The organism is Mesorhizobium sp. WSM4847 (assembly GCF_055811335.1).
Map to the genome: position 1 here is coordinate 201,663 of NZ_JBVVPY010000009.1, position 19,822 is coordinate 221,484.

Genomic DNA, 19,822 nt, shown 5'->3' on the forward strand with positions numbered 1-19,822 from the left:
CCCGGTTCAGACCGCGCGCCCTCGCTACTGCGAATGTCATCTGAAGAACACGAACTTGACCAAGACGGCGATTGCCAGCGCGACAAGGACGAGGAGGATGAAGCCTGCCAAGCCCATTCCCCACATTCCGCCCGACATCATCTGATCCATCATTTTTCGCCCTTATTCCGCGGCCAACTTCACCCGAAAGTCTGCTATTGGCTCCTCGACCGCACTCCGGATCTGCAACCGCCAGCCCTTGACGATGCCGTAGACGGCGGGAATCACGACGAGCGTCAGGATCGTCGAAGAAATCATGCCGCCGATCATGGGGACGGCGATGCGCTGCATGACCTCCGATCCGGTTCCCGTGCTCCACAGGATCGGCAGGAGGCCCGCCATGATGGCGACGACGGTCATCATCTTCGGGCGCACCCGTTCCACTGCACCGACCATGATCGCCTCGTTGAGATCGATCCTAGTCAAACTCCGCTTCTCGGCCGCACATCTGGCCCTCGCTTCGCTCCACGCGTTGTCGAGGTAGATCAGCATGATGACCCCAGTTTCGGCGGCCACACCAGCGAGCGCAATGAAGCCCACCGCGACCGCGACCGACATGTTGAAGCCCAGCCACCACATCATCCAAATGCCGCCGACGATTGCGAATGGCAGCGACAGCATGACGATCAGCGTCTCGGTCAGCGCGCGGAAGTTGAGGTAGAGCAGCAGGAAGATGAGCGCGAGCGTTAGCGGGACGACGATCTTCAGCCGCGCCTGGGCACGTTCGAGATATTCGAACTGCCCGCTCCAGGCGACCAAATAACCTGGCGGCAGTTTTACTTCTGCGGCGACCGCCTGTTGCGCCTCACCAACATAGCCGCCGAGATCACGGCCGGCGATGTCGACGAAGATGTAGACTGCAAGTTGTCCGTTCTCGGTGCGGATCGAGGTCGCGCCGCGCGTGAGTTCGACCTTGGCGACTTCCCCGAGGGGCACGAAGCCGCCGCCAGGCAGCGCGATCTGCACATCGCGGGCGATCGCGCCGGGATCGCTTCTGAGGGCGCGTGGATAGCGGATCGCAACGCCATAACGTTCACGGCCCTCGACAGTTGACGTGATGACCTTTGCGCCGAGCGCCATGGAGATCACATCCTGCACGTCACCGACCGACAGCCCATAGCGGCCGAGGGCGGTCCGGTCGGGAACGATATCGAGATAGTAACCTCCGATCACCCGCTCGGCATAGGCGCTGGACGTGCCGGGCACGGCCCTCAGTACCGCCTCGATCTGGCGCGCGACATTTTCCATTTGAGCGAGATCGGTGCCGTAGACCTTGACCCCAACGGGCGTGCGTATGCCCGTCGACAGCATGTCGATGCGGGCGCGGATCGGCATGGTCCAGGCATTTGAAACACCTGGAAACTGCAGCGCGGCGTCCATCTCGGTTTTCAGACCTTCCGATGTGACTCCGGGCCGCCATTCCGACTTCGGTTTCAGGTTGATTATCGTTTCGAACATCTCTGTCGGCGCGGGGTCGGTCGCGGTCTGTGCCCGGCCCGCCTTGCCGAAGACAGACTCTACCTCAGGGAATGACTTGATGATCCGATCCTGCATCTGCATCAGTTCGGCGGCTTTCGTGACGGACAGGCCCGGCAGCGTCGTCGGCATGTACATCAGCGTTCCTTCGTCGAGACTCGGCATGAACTCGCTGCCGAGCTGGCGCGCCGGCCAGACGGTCACAGCAAGGGCGGCAATCGCGAGCAGGATCGTGAACGTCTTTGCCCTCAGCACGCCGGCGATGATCGGCCGGTAGAGCCCGATAAGCAGCCTGTTGAGCGGATTTCTGTGCTCTGGCACGATGCGGCCGCGCACGAGCATCACCATCAGGGCCGGCACCAGCGTCACCGAGAGCAGCGCGGCCGCCGCCATGGCGAAGGTCTTGGTGAAGGCGAGCGGACCGAACAGACGGCCTTCCTGGCTTTCTAGCGTGAAGATCGGCAGAAACGAGACGGTGATGATGAGAAGGCTGAAGAACAGCGCTGGGCCTACCTCGGCTGCAGCCTTGATCAACACCTCGATGCGGGGCTTGCCAGGAGGCGCGCGTTCCAGGTGCTTGTGGGCGTTCTCGATCATGACGATCGCCGCGTCGATCATCGCGCCGATGGCGATCGCGATGCCGCCCAGGCTCATGATGTTGGAGCCGAGACCAAGCAGCTTCATAGCGGCAAAGGCCATCAGGATGCAGACGGGCAACATGATGATGGCGACCAATGCGCTTCTCACATGAAGCAGAAAGACGATGGTGACGAGGGCGACCACAATGCTCTCTTCCACCAGCGTCGACTTCAAAGTCTCGATCGCAGCGTCGATGAGTTCCGACCGATCGTAGACCGGCATTATCTCGGCCCCGCCTGGAAGGCTCTTTTCGATCTCGGCCAGGCTCTCCTTGGCGTTCTCGATGACGGTCAGCGCATTGGCGCCGACCCGCTGCAGCACGATGCCGCTCGCAACCTCCCCCTCGCCGTTGAGCTCGGCGATGCCGCGCCGTTCGTCAGGCACGATCTCGACCTTGGCGACGTCACCCAATCGCAGCGGTACGCCGCTGACCGACTTCAACACGATGCTTTCGATGTCGGACACACTCTTCAGGTAGCCACGTCCACGCACCATGAACTCGAACTCGGAAATCTCAACCGTGCGCCCGCCCGTGTCCATATTGCTGGTGCGGACCGCTTCGCCGATCTCCGAAAGCGTCACACCCTGGGCCCGCATTCGCGCCGGATCGACCACGATCGAGTATTGCTTGACGAAGCCGCCGACGCTCGCGACCTCGGACACGCCGTCCGCCTTCGAGACTGCGAAGCGCACGACCCAGTCCTGCAGGGAGCGGAGTTCCGCGAGCGACAATTCCTTGGCAACGACGGCGTATTGGTAAACCCAGCCGACGCCCGTCGCGTCCGGTCCGAGCGCCGGGGAGACGCCATCGGGCAGACGGCTGGCGGCCGCGTTCAGATATTCGAGCACTCGGCTTCGCGCCCAATAGGGATCGGTGCCGTCTTCGAAGATCACGTAGACGAAGGACACACCGAAGAAGGAGAAGCCCCTGACCACCTTGGATCTTGGAACGGTGAGCATTGAGGTCGTCAGCGGATAGGTGACTTGATCTTCGACCACCTGCGGAGCTTGGCCCGGATGATCGGTGAAGACGATGACCTGGACGTCGGAGAGATCCGGTATGGCGTCGAGCGGCAAGGTCCGGACCGCATAAATCCCTGCGGCAGCTGCGAGCGTCGTGCCAAAGAAGACAAGAACAAGATTGCGGGCCGACCAGGCGATGAGATTCGCGATCACGGCTGCGCCTCCGCAGGCGTCAGAGCGCTGAGGGCTGCTTTCAAATTGCTTTCGGCATCGATCAGGAAGTTCGCCGAGACGACGATGCGTTCGCCCTCGACGATGCCCTCCATGATTTCGGTCATGCGTTCGCCGCGCAGGCCGATCTTCACGTCGCGCGGCTCAAAGCGGCCGTCACCCTTGTCGACGATCACGATCTGGCGCGCGCCCGTGTCGATGACGGCACCGTCAGGAACCGTCACGACCGGCTCGGTCGCGCCGGTGGCGACCTCGACCTCGGCATACATGTTCGCCATTAGCAGCCGATCGGGATTGGGCAGCTCGATGCGCAGCCGCGCGGTGCGCGTCTGGCCCTGGATTTCGGGATAGATCAGGCTAACCGTGCCCTCGAACACCTTGCCCGGCAGGCTGCGAATGCGCACAGCTGCCTTGTCCCCGACCCGAACCGAGCTCAACTCGTATTCCGGCACGTCCGCCACTACCCAAACGACGGACACATCGGCAATCCGGAACAGCGTTTCTCCTGGGTTGGCCATCATCCCGTCGACGGCCATCCGTTCGAGGACGACGCCGCTTCGGGGGGCCGTCAGCGTGACCGATATCGGCACTTTCTTCGTCTTCTCGATTTCCTCGATCGCCTCGACCGGGACGGCGAGATTTTCGAGGCGTTGGAAACTTCCGGTGGCGGCTTTGCGTCCGCCACCGCTTTTCAGGTCAGCAGCGTAGAGCGCCCCGGCTGCGGCGATTTCTTTGGCATAAAAGCGCACGAGCGGCTGACCCTGCTCGACTACATCTCCTGTGGTGATGGCCGCCACCTCCTCGAGGAACGCCTCGGTGCGGATCGACACGACGCTCACGCGGCGTTCGTCCAGCGTGACTGTGCCGGGAACACGGACCGGGCGCACAATCGCGCCTTTGGTGGCAAGCGCTGTCTTCACGCCTGTGCGTTGCAGCTTCCCTGCCGATACCTTGACGGTCGACCCGTCATCCGCCTCGCCGTCGAAGACGGGGATGTAGTCCATTCCCATGGAGTCTTTCTTGGGTGTCTGCGAGGTGTCTGGCAGTCCCATAGGGTTTCGGTAGTAAAGGATCTTCCGGTCGCTCGGCGCCACCGCTTCGCCGCCTGCTTTCATCTCGGGTCGAACCTCGAAGCTAACGTCTTCGCTCGCCAGGACCGCGACGAAATCCCGGCCATCTTCGGTGCGCTTTGGCGTCGACGAATAGGCGGGATCTCCGTCGGGATGGCGGTAGTAGATGACGGGACCAGAGGGAGTCGGATCGGCAGTCGTCGGCTTCGGTCCCGCGTCGAGCGGGCGCCGGATGGTCGTCTCAATCATTTGCACGACGTCCGAGACGGACAGATCTTGTTGTCCGGCCGAGTATCCGCCGGCGCCCGCCCCGGCCGCCGATACGGCGAGGGTCAGGAATGAGCCGAGCTTATTCATTGGACGGCCTTGAATTCCAGGCGGCGCTCGACCGTTTCGCTCTCGCCCTGGACCTTCGCAGCGATCGAGAAGCGCCAGCCTCCCGCCATGATGAGGTTAGTTTTGAAGCGATGGATGCCGAGTTCTTCGGGCGGCAGCGCCTCGACCGGCGCGGTCATCGTCTCCATTCCGTCCGGAGCCATGTCCATTCTGGTGGCGAATACGACAGCGTTGTTCACCGGAGCGCCTGTCCTCTTGTCGAGGAGCCTGACGGCGACGACGGCGCCGCCCCCTTCCTTGATCTCGTTCTCAACGAGCTGGAATTCGTAGTCCTCTTGCGCTGCTTTGGCCGCTTGGGAAGCGACAATGACGGATGCAAGCGCAAGCATCGCGGTGCGAAATACGAGTTTCGACTTCATGATCGATGTTTCCGACTGACAGTGTCCCGCGCTTGCGCACGGCGTGAGCATGACAAACGCCATGCGAACGGTCCGTGCGGCATTGTTCGCACGGGTCCCGGCGCTAAACGCGCCTATTTGCCAGTCAGGCTTTGGGTGGTCTCGGGGGCGGTTCCCCGATAAGCGAGGGTAGGATCAGGTCTCGGCGGTTCAGGAAGTCGTCTCCGACCGGCGCAAGGAGAAGGAAGGAGAGCGTTCCGGCAATGGAGGCGCTGACCAACCCCGACACGCACAAAACGGCCAACGGACAATCCTTGGCGCACTCCGGCACCATTGGCTTGCCGTCCGGGCAGCAAGGCATGTCGTCCTGCATGATGGACAATGTCGGCCCGGCGACAGCAGCGTTCGAAGACGAAGCTCCCAAAGGTGCAAAGGCCAGCCCGAATACGGCCAGCAGCAAGAGCACCCTTCCGAAACCGAACGAATTCGTCATCGATCACATTTTGGCACAGGAAGCCACCGCGCGATAGTGTTTCCGGGATTTGTGACCTTCTTGTGAAACCATGCACACGCGTCGCCTGCACGGCCTGACAGCATATGACGCGCAAGCAATCGGCGTCGCCTGGCCCGCGACCAGGAACATAAATTCGATTCGAATATCGATGCAAGAGATGATAGTCTTCTCCTCAGTCCTCGGGAGGACGAAATGCGCGCCATTGCATTTGTTGCCGGCGTGTTGGCGGCTACGCCCTTGACGGCGGCGGAGCAACTGATCTTCTACACTGCTCATTTTCCTGATGCGACGTCGGTCCAGCTTAGCGTCGTGAACGATACTGTCTTTCATGAGAAAGAGTATGACTTTGAGGTGGCTATCGGTCTGGTCGAGACCGACGCGAAAGGTGCGATCAAATATGTGGATCGCGGAAGCCACCATGCACGGATACGGTGCGCGGCACCGGCCTATGTCAGCATTGGCACGCGCAAGTACCCGGTAGGTGCTGCCCTGCGCGACCCGCAACGCAGGGATTGGAAGCAAGATCTCTGGACAGCGTTCTGCGCTGTACCTTCGTCGTGAAACCTTCGATGAATCAGCGCCAGCCAGGGCGCGGTTCCGTTCAGGCCCGCCGTCAACTTGGTGACTCAGGTTGCCGGACGGATGCTGCCGTGCCCGAAGGTTTCTCGCCGCGCCATTGCCGATTTCCGGATATCCGGACGGCGCCAGCATCGGTCGAGGCAAGATACATTTCACGAGGAAGATAGGCCAGGTCTATCGGGAATCGGCGGCCGCTCAGCGCAACCGCGTTCTTCCATATCCAGGGCCCTGTCAGGGTGCCTTTTTGCGTCTGGGTCAACAGCGCCGAAGAGACGACGAGCGAAGCGCCGAGCTCCTTGGTCAGCGATTCCAGTCGCTCCGCGACGTTGACAGCGTCGCCGATGACAGTGAATTCGTCATGGTAACCGCTCTCGAGCACCCCGCCGATGATGGTCCCGTAGTGAAGGCCTATGCCTACCTGAAAGACCGACCCATCGGGGTCGCTAAGCGGCTTCCATTCGTTCAAGAGCGCAATCAGTTCCACCGCGCAGGCCAGAGCTCGCTCGGCGTCGTCCTCTGCAGCGGTCGGCTGGCCAAACACCGCCATGACGCCATCGCCGATGAACTTGTCGACCGATCCGCCAAACGCAAATATTGTACCTGCGACCAATCGCCGATACTCCGCCAGCACACCAGCCAGTTGCGAAGCGGGGGTCGTCTCGGCGTAGCTGGTAAAGTCCCGCAGGTCGACAAACATGATCGCGGCGGGACGCCGCTTCAAATCAAGGGCGTTACCCGCCTCCTGCAGGTGCGCGACCACGAGAGGAGAGAAAAAACGCGCCAGATTATGCCGCCACCGATCTATCTTCAGTGCCCTTCTGCGGGTTTGGCTGTGATCCACCGCCAGAAGGCAGGTCGAGATCGCGGCAAACCCGAAGCTCAATGCCAGACCGAGATCAAGGTTGAAGAACGCGTCGAGGAACGTCCCAGGCTCGCCAATCTCGTGGCGGAAAGCCATCAAGCCAAGCATTGTCACCCAGGCCGTCAGGACTATCGCCGAGAAGATGATGATTAGGCGACCGCTCAGGTTCATCCCGATATGGCTCAGAAGGATAAACGGGATAACCAGGCCTGCAGTGGTCAAGCCATGATCGCTGGTGATCGGGGTACCGAGTATGTGCTCGTACAACACACAAGCTACGAAGATCGCATCCAGCACCGCGAAGCAGGTGAGCGGCCGCGTCAAGCGGGAAGCCAGAAACATTCCCGTCAAGAACGTGACGACGATTAAGTAGATTGCCGCTATGGCTGCGTAGATTATCGAGTCGCGGCCAGCGCTACCGATAAGGGTGATTGCGACTGCTGCAACTACAGCCACCATTCGAAGGGATATGAAGCGAATACGCAGGTCGCGGCGAAGCTTTCTGGCGATCTCGTTCAAATTAATGAACAGCTGCCTGACGTTGGCGGTGTGAATGCAAGGCAGCACGTTCATTCTCGAGCAGTCTGTGGAATGCTGGCAAGCAAGCCGCGGGCCGTTGCTCACAGCCCGCGGCGGATGGCGTGCATTTACTTGATCGCTATCACAGTCATGCGCCCGTTGACGCGGTCGGCTGCAAACTCGATTGCTTGACCCGCTTTGACCTTCTCGATCATGCCGTCCTCCGCGACGACGAACACCATCGTCATCGCGGGCATGTCGAGATTGGTCAGCGGCTCATGCTTGATCGTCAGCTTCTTCTGTCTGGCGTCGACCTTGACGACTTCGCCCTTCACGTATTCCTGCGCAAGCGCGCTCCCGCCGATGGCGAGCATGAGCGCGAGGGTCGAGAATGCTCTTATCAATATCTTCATGACTGCTTCCTTTGCGATTTTGGGGGTTAGTGGGCGACGGTGATATCGCCCTTCATGCCGGAATCGTAGTGACCCGGGATCAGGCAGGCGAAGCCGAATTCGCCGGCGTTGGCGAACGTCCAGATGATCTCGCCTCTGGCGCCGGGCGCCAGCCGGATCGAGTTGGGATCTGCGTGCTCCATCTCGGGGAATTTCTCCATCAGCGCCTTGTGCTCCATGATCCCTTCATGGACGTCCATGACGAATTCGTGGTCGACCTGGCCCTTGTTGACGAACTTCAGGCGAACGGTCTCGCCCTTCTTCACCTTGAGCACGGCCGGCTGGAACAACATCTTCCCGTCGTCTTTCTCCGACATCGAGATGTTGACAGTCCGCTCTGCCTTGCCAGCCTCACCAGGGCTGCCGATCGGCATTGTGGCGGCTTTGTCGCCATGGCCTCCGGCGTGGGTTCCACCGGCAAGAGCTGTTCCCGAACTGACCGCCATCAAAACGGCCGCTGCGATTATATGTTTCATGCTGCAATTTCTCTCATTGTTGAGGTTGCGGGGTTTCGCTTTCTCATCCCTGTTTGCCGTGACCGCCGTGCGCTGCCGGGGCCATCGTTTTTGCGTCGCCTGATTTCGTCGGAGCGGGGACATCCCCCTTCCACTCGTAAGCCACGGTTCCCTCCGGATGCTGGTACCATCCCGGATCGGCGTAATCGTTCGAGGCAAGGCCCTCGCGAACCTTCACGACCGAGAACATGCCGCCCATCTCGATGGCGCCGAATTGGCCCCAGCCGGTCATCATCGGGATCGTGTTGTCGGGAAGCGGCATCTCCATCTCGCCCATGTCGGCCATGCCGCGGTCACCCATTGCCATGTATTCGGGCTGGACCCGGCGGATTTTGTCGGTGACCTTCGAGTTGTCGACGCCGATAAACGTGGGAACGTCGTGGCCCATGGCGTTCATTGTGTGGTGCGACTTATGGCAATGAATCGCCCAGTCGCCCTCGTATTTGGCTTCGAACTCATATGCCCGCATGGCGCCGACGGGGATGTCGATCGACACCTCCGGCCACCGCGCCTCCGGCCGGACCCAGCCGCCATCGGTGCAGGTCACCTCGAAATCGTAGCCATGCATGTGGATCGGATGATTGGTCATGGTCAGGTTGCCCACCCGGACCCTGACCCGGTCGTTTTTCGCCACTGGAAGATGGCTGATTCCGGGAAAAACGCGGCTGTTCCATGCCCAGAGATTGAAATCCGTCATCTCCATGATGCGCGGGACGTACGACCCCGGTTCGATGTCGAAGGCGTTCAGCAGGAATACGAAATCGCGGTCCACGCGCATGAACTTCGGGTCTTTGGGATGAATGACGAAGAAGCCCATCATGCCCATGGCCATCTGGACCATTTCGTCGGCGTGCGGGTGGTACATGAATGTGCCGCTCTTCACGAGGTCGAACTCGTAGACGAAGGTCTTGCCGGGCGGGATGCCGGGCTGGGTTAGACCGGTCACTCCGTCCATGCCGTTGGGCAGGATCATGCCGTGCCAATGGATCGTCGTGTGCTCCGGCAGCTTGTTTGTTACGAAGATGCGGACTCGATCGCCCTCGACCGCCTCTATGGTCGGGCCGGGAGATTGACCGTTGTAGCCCCAGAGATAGGCAGTCATGCCGGGCGACATCTCGCGCTCGACCGGCTCGGCCACCAGATGGAACTCCTTCACGCCGTTGTTCATGCGCTGCGGAAGGGTCCAGCCGTTGAGCGTCACGACCGGCTGGTAGTCCGGTCCGCTCGTCGGGAAGATCGGAGGCTGCATGTCGGGGGACTCCATGATTGCAGCGTCGGGCAGCCCCATCGCGGACGTTTTGGTCCATGCAGTGGCGCCGGCGAGCAGGGCTCCCGCGCCAAGCAACTGACGTCTTGAAAGCATTTTCTTCTCCTTGAGGTTCAGTGGCCTTCGGCGCCCGCTTCGGCTGCTGCCGGTGCGTCGCCGCCGCCGGGCGAGCCTGCGCCGCCACCGTGGATGGCGGTCCCGAGGTCGACGTCGGCCAGCCAGAAATTGCGCTTGGCGTTGAGGGAAAGCATGATCGAGCTGATTTTCGCGCGTGTGTCCGCCAGCAGCTCGAACGTGTTGGTGATCATGCCGTTGTAGGTGAGGAGCGACTCCGCCTCGATCTTTGTTCGCAGCGGCACGACATTGTTCCGATAGTGCCGGGCAATGTCGTAAGTCGAACGGTAGGCGTCATAGGCGGATCTGGCCTCCGACCGGATGTTGACCGCCTTTTCGGCCATCCGATTTGCGGCTTGCATGTAACCAAGCTCGGCCTTGCGCATGCGTGCCTCGCCGGTGTCAAAAATCGGAATGACGAACTCGAGCTCGAGAGTGGGTGAGACACTCGTTTCCGTCGCACCCTCCTCCGACTCCTCGCGTTCCACCTCCACACCGGAAAGTAACTCCAGATCGCTGACGTAGCGCGTCGCCTCGGTCAGACCGTAGGATTTCGCCAGCGCTTCCAACTCTAGTTTCGCGATCTCAAGGTCGACGCGATTTCTTAGCGCCTCCGCCTCGATTGCGCGTTTGGCCTTGGCGCCTTTGGGCAAGGCTGGAAGCATGTTGGGGACTGAGTAATCGACATCCGGTCCCCATAGACCCATCAGCCGGGTGAGCTCTTCCTTGGCGGTGCGGGCGGCGAGCCGCGCCTCCGCCGCCTGACCGGTGATCTCGGCATAGAAGACGTGTTCGCGGGCTTGGCCGGTCTTTGTGAAGGCGCCCGTCTCTCCAAGTTTTTGAGCGAGTTCGGAGGCAGCATCGGCGGCGGCTTGCGCCTTGCTCAGATAGGAAACGCTCTCCCAGGCCGAGACGGCGTTGATCCAGGCCCGCCGCGTGTCCGCGGCCAGTCGTAACGTTTCTTCGGCGGCGCGGAGCTGGGCCTGACGAAAACGTGCATCCGCGACTGCGATGCGCCGCTTGTGAGTCGCCAGCGCAAGGATGTTGCTGACCACCGCTCCTTCAATCGTCCGCACAGGATCGACGCCGATCATGCCGATCGAGATCGTCGGATTGACGAGCATCGATTCCTGCCACATGTCGGCCGCCGACAGGCCGATCTCGGTGTAGGCGGCCTGCAGGCCCTTGTTGTTGAGCAAGGCGACCTGCACCGCGGTGTCTGGACCGATTGTTTTCTTCTGGACGAGGCTTTTCACGCGCTCTGAAACCGTCCGCGCTTCCTCGCTGGATTGCACCCAGACGGTTTTCTTGCCGGTCACGGATTCGGCACGTGCCGCGACTGTCGTGAAACCAGCCATGGGGGCTGAGATGCCATCAAGGGCCCCGCTTGTCGTGCATCCGGCAGCGATCAGCGGGATGGTTACCATCGCAGCTATGGTCAGGGGCCGGCGCTTCATGATCCGGCTCCCGGGTTCGCAGAGGAGCGTTCTTCATTGAGACGCCGCCAATTCTGCGGGTCGACTGGCTCCCGGTGGCTATAGACGACGACCGGATGGTAGTGCGCATCACGGACGCCCATTGCCGGATCGGCCGGATTGAAGGTGGGAAGGATGTCCGGTGGCGTGGTCGCCGCACATCCGGTAACTAACAGCGATGCGAGCATCGCGGAGCTTGCGATTTTCATTGTAGACCTGAAGCATGACGTATGCGTTTGGCCGCGCGGGAACGGATTCCCGACGCTGCGCGCGAACGCCCGAAGAGGGCGCGTCAGTTCAGATGTGTTTGGGGGGCCTTATCAGCGCTGCGTATTCGCCAAGCGGCAAAGTCACGGCAACGACCGACGCAAAGCAGCGGGAGACAACATGCTCCAAGTCAGGGCATTCGACCGGCACCGCATGTGCCGGTGCACAATGGACTTCGCAGGTTTTGTCAGAGGATTGCTTGTCGCCGTGATGATGCTCCGACGTGTCCGCGTCGTCCGCCGTTGCGCCGTGATGGCCCATATCGTGTGCGGGTGTCTCGGCCTGGAGATCCACCCCGGCCTGAATATCCGCCCCGGCATGAAAACCCGTGGCATTGGCTGCGGCGAACAGACCAGGCTGAAGAGCCGACACGACCAGGAACAGGACCGCCAGCATTGCTCGGAGCGGTATGCTTCCTAGGATCGTAGTTCGACCAAGAGTCCTCATCGCACCCTTCCGACAATTGTTCGTCTGATTTGTCAAGGTCGCCGCGGCCGCTTTGTTGCATTGCAACCAAAAAGTGAACGCAACGCCTGCTGCGATGTCCGCGATTTCGGTTTTACATCAGGCCCAGCACCGCTCCGGCGACAACCAGATAACGCGAAACCTTCGCGAGGGCGACGATTACGACAAAGCTCCATAGCGGCTCGCGCAAAACCCCAGCGACCATGGTCAGTGGATCGCCGACGATCGGCATCCAGCTTAACAGGAGCGACCACCTTCCATAACGGCGATACCAGTTCGTGGCGCGGTTGAGCGTCGCGGGACGCAGCGGAAACCAGGGCCTGTCCCGGAAGCGTTCGATCCCTCGACCAAGACCCCAGTTCACCACAGAACCCAGGACGTTGCCCAGGCTGGCGACAAGAACCAGCATTGCGGGCGAGAACGAATCCATGGCGAGGAGCCCTGCAAGGGCGGCCTCCGACTGCGCCGGGAGGATGGTCGCCGCAGCGAAGGCAAGAGCAAACAGGCCGCCGTAGATGGCAAGGATATCCATCTACGTTTCGCCTTGCGGAGCGGGCTTCAGGGTTGCACATCGATTACGACCATCAGTCCGCCACCGCCCTTCTCTTCGACATTGTTGTTGGTCGTATGATGCCCGATATGGCAATGGATCAGCCATTTTCCGGGCCGACGTGCCCGCCAGACGACATCGTAGCGTTGCCCTGGTCCGACGTTGACTGTGTCGGCAAGGAATCGTGCCGACGCCGGGATGGTCTCGCCGTCGCGGGCGACAACTTCGAAGGGACCGCCGTGGATGTGCATAGGGTGGATAAACCCATTATTGGTGCCGATGAAGCGCACCTTCAGAGTTTCGCCGACCTTCATCCTGATCGTGTCCGTCGACGGATAGGCGCGGCCGTTGATGGTGAAATAATTCGGCTGCCCGCCGTCCATCGGCATCGACGGAAAAGTCAGGCCCTCCCGCATCAGCCATTCCTGAAGCTGGATAACATAGTCGTGGTCTGCCGCAATCTCGTCCTGGGGATTGGCGGGATCGATGATGAGTGCACCGTAGAGTCCGAGCGCCTGCTGGCGATCGACATGGTCATGCGAGTGATAGAAGTAGGTTCCCGATTGGCCTGCCGTAAATTCGTATCGGTAGCTGCCGCCGGGCGGGATCGGCTCCTGCGTGATCTCGGCCGGGCCGTCCATTTCGTTCGGCAGGATCAACCCGTGCCAATGGATGGTCGTACTCTCCGGCAGGCGATTCGTGACGTTGATGCGCACCCGGTCGCCTTGCCGGATATGCAGCCGTGGGCCGGGAACCTGGCCGTTGATCGCATAGGCGTCGACTTTCACGTCTGGCAAGATCGCCCAGCGGATGACCGAGGTTTCCAGGTCGAACACCTTTACCCCGTTCTCCATCCTGGCTTCCAGTTCCCGGTCGCCGCGAACCTCCAAGCCATGGCTGGCCGTGATCAGGCGAGGATGCACGGCGGCCATGTCCAGCATCGCTGCAGCCGGCGTGTCGCGGTCCATGATCATGCCGGGCGGCATGATGGCGCCGCCTACGTCTCGCGCGCTGAGGGTGAGGTTCACCCAGTTGGCCGGAGCGATCATGCCGAGCGCCAGCGCGAGTACGGACACGCCGCCGAAGGCCGCGAGTTGCGGCACAGTTGCATCCGGTTCCATACCGTTGTGACCGCCATGCGAACCACGCAACCCTCCTCCCCCATCGCCGTGGGAGGAGCCATGGCCGGATCCATGATGGCCAGGCCCGGGATTGCCGCCTGGGTTGGCATGTCTGGGCTTGGCATGTTCATCGAGGCGCGCGTAAGCGTGTTGCCCCACCATCCCGGCTTTCGCGCCGCTATGTGCGTGCTCGCGCCTGCCTTCCCTTGCCTTGTCGAGCTCCGGTTCGCGTTCGGTCATCAGCCCGTGCTTCAGTCCACGGGCCACCATCCATATGTTGGCGGGATATGCGGTGACGAATCCAACGATCACGCCGAACGACATCACGCCCCAGAACAGGAGCTCGGTCGGTTCCATGGCCCGCATGTCGCTGCCCATCATCAGGAAGCTCATGATCGGCGCCATGCCCGCCATCATGAAATTCATGCTGATGAATTCCGGCATGAAGCTCTTGCGGACATTCTCCCAGTAGGTGCCGCCCATCATCGATTTCATGAACAGCGACTGGAAGATGAACAGGCCGAATGCGAATCCGGCAACATACTCGACAATGAGATCGATCCACATCGGCAGCCCAAGAGCGGCGGTGATTGCCGCCGCGAGGATGATGCCGGTGGCGTCTCCGGCGACACAGTGGATCGTCGAGCCGACGCCTTGCTTCCAGAGCGGCTTGGTGAACGCCTCGTGTTCGCCTGGCCGAGGCTCCTTGTCGGCCAGCACGTAAATCAGCAGTCCCAGCGGCCCCATATAAAGCGTGACCAGGATGAAACCCCATTTCATCACCACGGGTTCGGGGTTGTTGCGGAACTGGTCCCACGCAACATAGGCCGTGCTCAGGCCCGCCAGAACGAACCAGACTGCGAGGAAGTAGTCGACGGGCTGTACGAACATTGCAGGATTCCTGTCGATTGTCGTCAATGTCACCTAGTCCGGCATCGGGTGAAGTCGATGCCTTGCCTACTGCCGTTTCTCCCTGAACTTGGCGTGGCAGTTCGTGCAGTTCTGCAGCATCAGATGGAATACGTGTTCGGCTGGGATCTTCGAAGGATCGGAATCGGCCGCGCCGCCAACCCGTTTTCCGAGCAGGCTGCTGCCCATTGCCATTCCGGGTTTCATCCTCATGGCTTCCGTAATGCCTTCGGGCGCATCGTCAGCCGCATCTGACAGCGCCGCAGCCAGGCTTTCGAGATGGCGAGCGAGCGCGGCGAATTCTTCTTGGGACTGACCGATATCCGCCTTAGCGGCCGAGGGTTCACCAAGCGAGTCCGCTGGAAATGCGTCTACCATGGCACTTCCGGACCGGCGGCGAATGGTCTCGGTTGCCGCCTTGAAGGCTGCGGCATCGTAGGCCACCTTGCCGGCAAAAATTTCGGAGATGGTCTTGGCGGCGCTCGCCATCGCCTTCATCGACGCTTGGCGCTCGGCGACGACTGGGGCGACGGCTGTCTTCGGGAGCGCCGTCCCGGCGGCGATCCCGGCGGTAACAAGGACTGCTGCAATGATGGGGACGCGCCTCACTGAACCGTGCCGTGTCCAGCAAGCCCGTCGATGATCGGGCAATCAGGTCGGTCATCGCCGTTGCAATGGTCGGCGAGATGCCGAAGCATGTCCCGCAGTCCGGCGAGTTCCGCCAGTTTCCGGTCGATTTCAGCGAGCTTGGCTTCCGCTATGGCCTTCACATCCGCGCTCTCGCGCTCCTTGTCGCGGTAGAGCGAAAGGAGTTGTCGGCATTCCTCCACAGAGAAGCCAAGACTTCGGGACCGCTGCAGGAAGCGCAGGCGATGGACGTCGGCCGTCGAATAATCCCGGTACCCGTTGTCGGCACGATCAGGCCTAAGAAGACCGATGTCTTCGTAGTATCGGATGGTCTTTGGCGGCAGGCCGGACTTTTCTGCGGCGGTTCCTATGTTCATGGTCTGACCTCAAAGCTTCAAGGAACGAAGTCGCAGCGCGTTTCCGATCACGGAAACCGACGAAAGGCTCATTGCCGCTGCCGCGATCATCGGTGACAGCAGCGTGCCGAAGATCGGGTAGAGGATGCCCGCCGCTACCGGCACGCCGAGTGCGTTGTAGACGAAGGCGAAGAACAGGTTCTGCTTGATATTGCGGATCGTCGCCTGCGACAGCCGCCGCGCCCGGACGATGCCGTTGAGGTCGCCTTTGACCAACGTGATGCCGGCGCTCTCGACCGCCACGTCGGCGCCGGTTCCCATCGCGATGCCGACATCGGCCGCCGCCAGCGCCGGTGCGTCGTTCACGCCGTCGCCGGCCATCGCGACGCCCGCGCCCTTCGCATGCAGTTCGTCGATCAGCGCCTTCTTGCTCTCCGGCAGCATGTCGGCGCGCACCTCGTCGATGCCGAGCTTCGCCGCCACCGCTTTCGCTGTGCGCTCGTTGTCGCCCGTCGCCATAATGATCCTGAGCCCGCTGTCGTGCAGGGCGCGGATCGCTTCCACCGTCGTCGCCTTGATCGGATCGGCCACGGCGACGAAACCGGCAAGCCTGCCGTCGGCCGCGACGAACATCACCGTCTTGCCGTCGGAACGCAGCGCGTCGGCACGCTCCTTCGCCACCTCCAGGCCGATGCCCAGATCGTCCATCAGCGCCTGATTGCCGAGCGAAACGGCGCGGCCCTTGACCGTTCCCGTGACGCCCTTGCCCGTGACGGCCTCGAAATCCGCTGCGTCTTCGACGGTCGCGCCGCGCTCCCGCGCGCCATCGACGATCGCCTCGGCAAGCGGGTGCTCCGAACCCTTCTCTAGGCTGGCGGCAAGGCCGAGAAGTTCGGCCTCGTCAAAGCCATCGAACCCGACGACGTCGGTCAACTTGGGCTTGCCCTCGGTCAGCGTGCCGGTCTTGTCGACGATCAGCGTGTCGACCTTGGAGAAGCGCTCCAGCGCTTCGGCCTCCTTGATCAGCACGCCAGCCTGCGCGCCGCGTCCCGTGGCGGTCATAATCGACATTGGCGTCGCCAACCCAAGCGCGCAGGGACAGGCGATGATCAGCACCGAGACGGCCGAAACGATGGCGAAGACCATGCTCGGCTGAGGCCCATAGATGGCCCAGACGATGAAGGCGACGATGGCGACCAGAACGACAGTAGGCACGAAGTAATAGGAGACGCGGTCGGCAAGTCCCTGGATGGGCGCTCTGCTGCGCTGCGCCTTGGCAACCATTTCGACGATGCGCGACAGCATCGTATCGGCGCCGACCTTTTCGGCGCGCATGACCAGCGTTCCGTTCTTGTTGAGCGTGCCGCCGGTCACAAAGTCGCCTTGCGTCTTCTCGACGGGGACAGGTTCGCCGCTCAGCATCGATTCGTCGACCGAGGAGCGGCCTTCGAGCACCGTGCCGTCGACCGGCACACTGTCGCCGGGCCGCACGCGGAGCCGCTCGCCGGCCTTGACTTCATCGAGCGGCACGTCTGCCTCCGAACCGTCCGCCGCAATTCGCCTGGCCGTCTTCGGCGCCAAGTCGAGAAGCGCGCGGATCGCCGAGCCGGTGCGCTCCCTTGCCTTCAACTCCAGCACCTGGCCGAGAAAGACCAGCGCGACGATTACTGCGGCTGCCTCGAAATAGACCGGAACCGTGCCACCGTGGCCGCGAAACTGGTGCGGGAAGAGATTGGGGAATAACGTCGCCACGACGCTGTAGACATAGGCCGTGCCGACGCCGATCGAGATCAGCGTCCACATGTTCGGACTGCGGTTGACGATCGACTCCCAGCCGCGATGGAAGAAGGGGATCGCCGCCCAGAGCACCACCGGGGTCGCCAGCGCCAACTCAATCCAGGCTGCCGGATGTTCGCCGAGCCAGTCGCGGAACGGCAGGCCCAGCATCGGTCCCATGGTGATCAGAAGCAGCGGGATCGACAGGACGGCACTTACCCAAAAGCGGCGGGTGAAGTCGACGAGTTCCGGATTGGGACCTTCGTCGCCGGTCGGCACGCCCATCGGCTCCAGCGCCATGCCGCAGATCGGGCAGGAGCCGGGCTTGTCGCGGACAATCTCGGGATGCATCGGGCAAGTATATTGCGTGCCCTTCGGCATCGGCTCCGGCGCTGGCTGGCCGCTCAGATATTTCTGAGGATCGGCCTCGAACTTGGCTTTGCACCCGGCGGAGCAGAAGTAAAAACCCTTGCCCTCATGCCGCACGAAATGCTTCGCCGTGGAGCGCTCGACTTTCATCCCGCAAACCGGATCGGTTGCATTCAGAAAGGCTTCTGGCTCCTTCTGGAACTTGGTCCGGCAGCCTTCCGAACAGAAATGATAGCTGTGGCCGCCCAAGGTCGCTGACGGCTTTCCCGCCGCTGGATCGACTGTCATGCCGCACACTGGATCGCGAGTGACGACGATTGAGGCAGCGGCCGGCGCGTGCGAGGAACAGCACGAGCCATGCGATGCGTCGGTGTGGGTGGCATCATCGTGACGGTCGATCATGGGGCACTCCTAAATGGGCAACTCCCCTTCCACCTACGGTTTCCAGTTACTGGAAGGTCAAGTGGCTTTCTGCAAAATGATCGCTTACTTCCGCCGCGATATGGCCAGCGTGTCCCCCTGTGGGCTGCCGCAGGATGAGATGGGCGCCCCTTCACCTGCCGCCAGGGCCTTGGCCACTATGCCGCCGACAAGAAAAATTGGACGATTGGTGTGCGTTTAATCGCCGGCGCTAGGCGGCGTTCCTGACAGGCTCGAAATCGATATCGAGAACCGCCTCGAGCTGCCGGTCCATGAAACGCTCCGGTATGCTCTTTACCAGCAAGTTGCGTAGCGGGACGACAAGCGGGTTCTGCCACTGCGCCACTTTCGCATAGAGGCGCGATTCAGCCGCGACCCTATGTGCCCTGCTGAGACGGCGCTTGTCGTACTCGCGGATGGCCCGGTCGGTCGGAAGCCGCCCGAACAACGCTGCAAGAACGGCCGCGTCTTCGATCGCAAGTCCGGCTCCTTGTCCCAGATCGGGCGTCACCGCATGCGCGGCGTCGCCAAGCAAAACCGCCTTTCCGTGCGTAAACGAGGGCATTGGATCGAGATCGAGTATATCCGTCCAGATCAGCGAGTCCGCCGGTGTCCGATCAAGGACCTCCGGGACTGGCTGGTGAAATCCGGAAAACATCGCCTGCACTTCTGCAAGATCGGCCTGAGCCAGCTTGGGGTCGTCCCGGTGATTCGCGCCACAGCAAGCAAACCAGTAGATCCTTTCGCCGGGGATCGCGGCCAGGCCGATGCGTTTTCCGGCCCCCCAGCTTTCGGTAAGACGCGTCGGGTCCATTCCTTGCGGGAAACCGGGCGCGATGGCGCGCCAGCAGGTGTAGCGGGCGAAATGCTCGCGCGACTGCGGAAACAGCGCCCTACGAACCGCGGAGTGAATGCCATCGCAAGCGAGCACCAGCTCGCTTTCCACAATCTCCCCATTTGCGAAGCGCAGGGCAATATTCTCACCAACCTGCCGTGCATCCACGCATTCCATGTCGGTGCGGATGACAGAACGCGGTAGTTCCGAAAGAAGGGCCTTGTGGAGATCGCCACGGTGCAGCACGGCCATGCTGAGGTGACCATATAGCTGACTGAAGCGCTGAAAATCCGTGGATTGGAGAACTTGTCCCTTGTCGTCGAGAAGGTCGAGTCTGTGTATTGGCTGCGCCTCGGCCACAACCGATTCATATAGGCCGAGCGTACGAAGGGCACGAAGCGCATTGGCGCTGAGACTGAGACCCGCACCCAGAGGTTTCAGTTCGCTCGCCTGCTCGTAAATCTCGGTCTCCCATCCGAGGAGTCGCAGGCCCCTGGCAACTGCAAGTCCGGCGATGCCTGCACCAATGATGACTGCGCGCATGTTCACGCTCCCTTTCGCCTTTGCCACGCGGCAAAACACTTTGCGAGACCAAAGTGTTCCCGAGGAAACAGGCGGCTAACGCCTTCTCCAATTTCACTCGAAGGGAGGTCTGCGGTGTGGCGTACCGACGCCCTG

Annotated in this window: 17 protein-coding genes; 2 read left to right on the forward strand and 15 right to left on the reverse strand. The window is 61.7% G+C overall.

What is annotated here, in order from left to right; genetic code table 11:
* Positions 1-162: 162 nt before the first annotated feature.
* Genes AC0L28_RS15750 through AC0L28_RS15760 form a run of 3 tightly spaced genes read right to left on the reverse strand, consistent with a single transcriptional unit; the run spans position 163 to position 5,173 of the window.
* Complete coding sequence (locus tag AC0L28_RS15750; RefSeq protein WP_473478536.1) at positions 163-3,330, reverse strand: efflux RND transporter permease subunit; 3,168 nt, start codon at positions 3,328-3,330, stop codon at positions 163-165.
* Positions 3,327-4,775, reverse strand: coding sequence for an efflux RND transporter periplasmic adaptor subunit (locus tag AC0L28_RS15755; protein WP_473478539.1), 1,449 nt, complete (start codon positions 4,773-4,775; stop codon positions 3,327-3,329). The genes AC0L28_RS15750 and AC0L28_RS15755 overlap by 4 nt, the downstream gene beginning before the upstream one ends.
* Positions 4,772-5,173 (reverse strand): FixH family protein, encoded by a 402-nt coding sequence (locus tag AC0L28_RS15760; protein WP_473478541.1) that lies wholly within the window; start codon positions 5,171-5,173, stop codon positions 4,772-4,774. Before AC0L28_RS15760 ends, AC0L28_RS15755 begins: the two co-directional genes overlap by 4 nt.
* A gap of 242 nt (positions 5,174-5,415) precedes the next feature.
* Here AC0L28_RS15760 and AC0L28_RS15765 point away from each other — a divergent pair, with 242 nt between their 5' ends.
* Both AC0L28_RS15765 and AC0L28_RS15770 read left to right on the forward strand, forming a co-directional pair.
* Positions 5,416-5,682, forward strand: a complete 267-nt coding sequence (locus AC0L28_RS15765; protein WP_128168197.1) for a hypothetical protein — start codon at positions 5,416-5,418, stop codon at positions 5,680-5,682.
* 176 nt (positions 5,683-5,858) lie between these two features.
* A complete protein-coding gene (locus AC0L28_RS15770; RefSeq protein WP_023798537.1) occupies positions 5,859-6,227 on the forward strand; it encodes a hypothetical protein in 369 nt (122 codons plus the stop codon).
* Between the two features lie 52 nt (positions 6,228-6,279).
* Here AC0L28_RS15770 and AC0L28_RS15775 read toward each other — a convergent pair whose 3' ends face one another.
* The 12 genes from AC0L28_RS15775 to AC0L28_RS15830 form a co-directional block, all read right to left on the reverse strand.
* Positions 6,280-7,680 carry an adenylate/guanylate cyclase domain-containing protein gene (locus AC0L28_RS15775; RefSeq protein ID WP_473478543.1) on the reverse strand — a complete coding sequence of 467 codons (1,401 nt, stop codon included), beginning with the start codon at positions 7,678-7,680 and terminating at the stop codon, positions 6,280-6,282.
* A gap of 74 nt (positions 7,681-7,754) precedes the next feature.
* Positions 7,755-8,039: a copper-binding protein gene (locus AC0L28_RS15780; protein WP_128168195.1), complete on the reverse strand. Its 285-nt coding sequence runs from the start codon at positions 8,037-8,039 to the stop codon at positions 7,755-7,757.
* Positions 8,040-8,065: 26 nt separating this feature from the next.
* Positions 8,066-8,554, reverse strand: coding sequence for a cupredoxin domain-containing protein (locus tag AC0L28_RS15785; RefSeq protein ID WP_128168194.1), 489 nt, complete (start codon positions 8,552-8,554; stop codon positions 8,066-8,068).
* A 43-nt stretch (positions 8,555-8,597) separates the two neighbouring features.
* Positions 8,598-9,956, reverse strand: a complete 1,359-nt coding sequence (locus tag AC0L28_RS15790) for a multicopper oxidase family protein (RefSeq protein WP_473478547.1) — start codon at positions 9,954-9,956, stop codon at positions 8,598-8,600.
* Between the two features lie 17 nt (positions 9,957-9,973).
* Positions 9,974-11,431, reverse strand: coding sequence for a TolC family protein (locus AC0L28_RS15795; RefSeq protein ID WP_419693346.1), 1,458 nt, complete (start codon positions 11,429-11,431; stop codon positions 9,974-9,976).
* A 315-nt stretch (positions 11,432-11,746) separates the two neighbouring features.
* Positions 11,747-12,112, reverse strand: a complete 366-nt coding sequence (locus AC0L28_RS15800; protein WP_473478550.1) for a hypothetical protein — start codon at positions 12,110-12,112, stop codon at positions 11,747-11,749.
* A gap of 163 nt (positions 12,113-12,275) precedes the next feature.
* Positions 12,276-12,713, reverse strand: a complete 438-nt coding sequence (locus AC0L28_RS15805) for a YqaA family protein (RefSeq protein ID WP_128168190.1) — start codon at positions 12,711-12,713, stop codon at positions 12,276-12,278.
* A gap of 26 nt (positions 12,714-12,739) precedes the next feature.
* Positions 12,740-14,743, reverse strand: coding sequence for a multicopper oxidase domain-containing protein (locus AC0L28_RS15810; protein WP_473478552.1), 2,004 nt, complete (start codon positions 14,741-14,743; stop codon positions 12,740-12,742).
* Between the two features lie 66 nt (positions 14,744-14,809).
* Positions 14,810-15,370, reverse strand: coding sequence for a cytochrome c (locus AC0L28_RS15815; RefSeq protein ID WP_473478554.1), 561 nt, complete (start codon positions 15,368-15,370; stop codon positions 14,810-14,812).
* Positions 15,367-15,765, reverse strand: a complete 399-nt coding sequence (gene cueR, locus AC0L28_RS15820) for a Cu(I)-responsive transcriptional regulator (RefSeq protein WP_023798548.1) — start codon at positions 15,763-15,765, stop codon at positions 15,367-15,369. Before cueR ends, AC0L28_RS15815 begins: the two co-directional genes overlap by 4 nt.
* A gap of 9 nt (positions 15,766-15,774) precedes the next feature.
* Positions 15,775-18,291 carry a heavy metal translocating P-type ATPase gene (locus AC0L28_RS15825; protein ID WP_473478558.1) on the reverse strand — a complete coding sequence of 839 codons (2,517 nt, stop codon included), beginning with the start codon at positions 18,289-18,291 and terminating at the stop codon, positions 15,775-15,777.
* A gap of 229 nt (positions 18,292-18,520) precedes the next feature.
* The gene (locus AC0L28_RS15830) at positions 18,521-19,687 is read right to left on the reverse strand and encodes an FAD-dependent monooxygenase (protein ID WP_473478560.1); all 1,167 of its coding nucleotides are present in this window, start codon (positions 19,685-19,687) and stop codon (positions 18,521-18,523) included.
* Positions 19,688-19,822 lie beyond the last annotated feature (135 nt).

Coding starts and splice junctions, on each gene's coding strand:
- AC0L28_RS15780 (WP_128168195.1), bottom strand. CDS start 8,039: ATGAAGATATTGATAAGAGCATTCTCGACCCTCGCGCTCATGCTCGCC.
- AC0L28_RS15810 (WP_473478552.1), bottom strand. CDS start 14,743: ATGTTCGTACAGCCCGTCGACTACTTCCTCGCAGTCTGGTTCGTTCTG.
- AC0L28_RS15785 (WP_128168194.1), bottom strand. CDS start 8,554: ATGAAACATATAATCGCAGCGGCCGTTTTGATGGCGGTCAGTTCGGGA.
- AC0L28_RS15775 (WP_473478543.1), bottom strand. CDS start 7,680: ATGAACGTGCTGCCTTGCATTCACACCGCCAACGTCAGGCAGCTGTTC.
- AC0L28_RS15830 (WP_473478560.1), bottom strand. CDS start 19,687: ATGCGCGCAGTCATCATTGGTGCAGGCATCGCCGGACTTGCAGTTGCC.
- AC0L28_RS15765 (WP_128168197.1), top strand. CDS start 5,416: ATGGAGGCGCTGACCAACCCCGACACGCACAAAACGGCCAACGGACAA.
- AC0L28_RS15790 (WP_473478547.1), bottom strand. CDS start 9,956: ATGCTTTCAAGACGTCAGTTGCTTGGCGCGGGAGCCCTGCTCGCCGGC.
- AC0L28_RS15770 (WP_023798537.1), top strand. CDS start 5,859: ATGCGCGCCATTGCATTTGTTGCCGGCGTGTTGGCGGCTACGCCCTTG.
- AC0L28_RS15825 (WP_473478558.1), bottom strand. CDS start 18,291: ATGATCGACCGTCACGATGATGCCACCCACACCGACGCATCGCATGGC.
- AC0L28_RS15760 (WP_473478541.1), bottom strand. CDS start 5,173: ATGAAGTCGAAACTCGTATTTCGCACCGCGATGCTTGCGCTTGCATCC.
- AC0L28_RS15795 (WP_419693346.1), bottom strand. CDS start 11,431: ATGAAGCGCCGGCCCCTGACCATAGCTGCGATGGTAACCATCCCGCTG.
- AC0L28_RS15755 (WP_473478539.1), bottom strand. CDS start 4,775: ATGAATAAGCTCGGCTCATTCCTGACCCTCGCCGTATCGGCGGCCGGG.
- cueR (WP_023798548.1), bottom strand. CDS start 15,765: ATGAACATAGGAACCGCCGCAGAAAAGTCCGGCCTGCCGCCAAAGACC.
- AC0L28_RS15805 (WP_128168190.1), bottom strand. CDS start 12,713: ATGGATATCCTTGCCATCTACGGCGGCCTGTTTGCTCTTGCCTTCGCT.
- AC0L28_RS15800 (WP_473478550.1), bottom strand. CDS start 12,112: ATGCTGGCGGTCCTGTTCCTGGTCGTGTCGGCTCTTCAGCCTGGTCTG.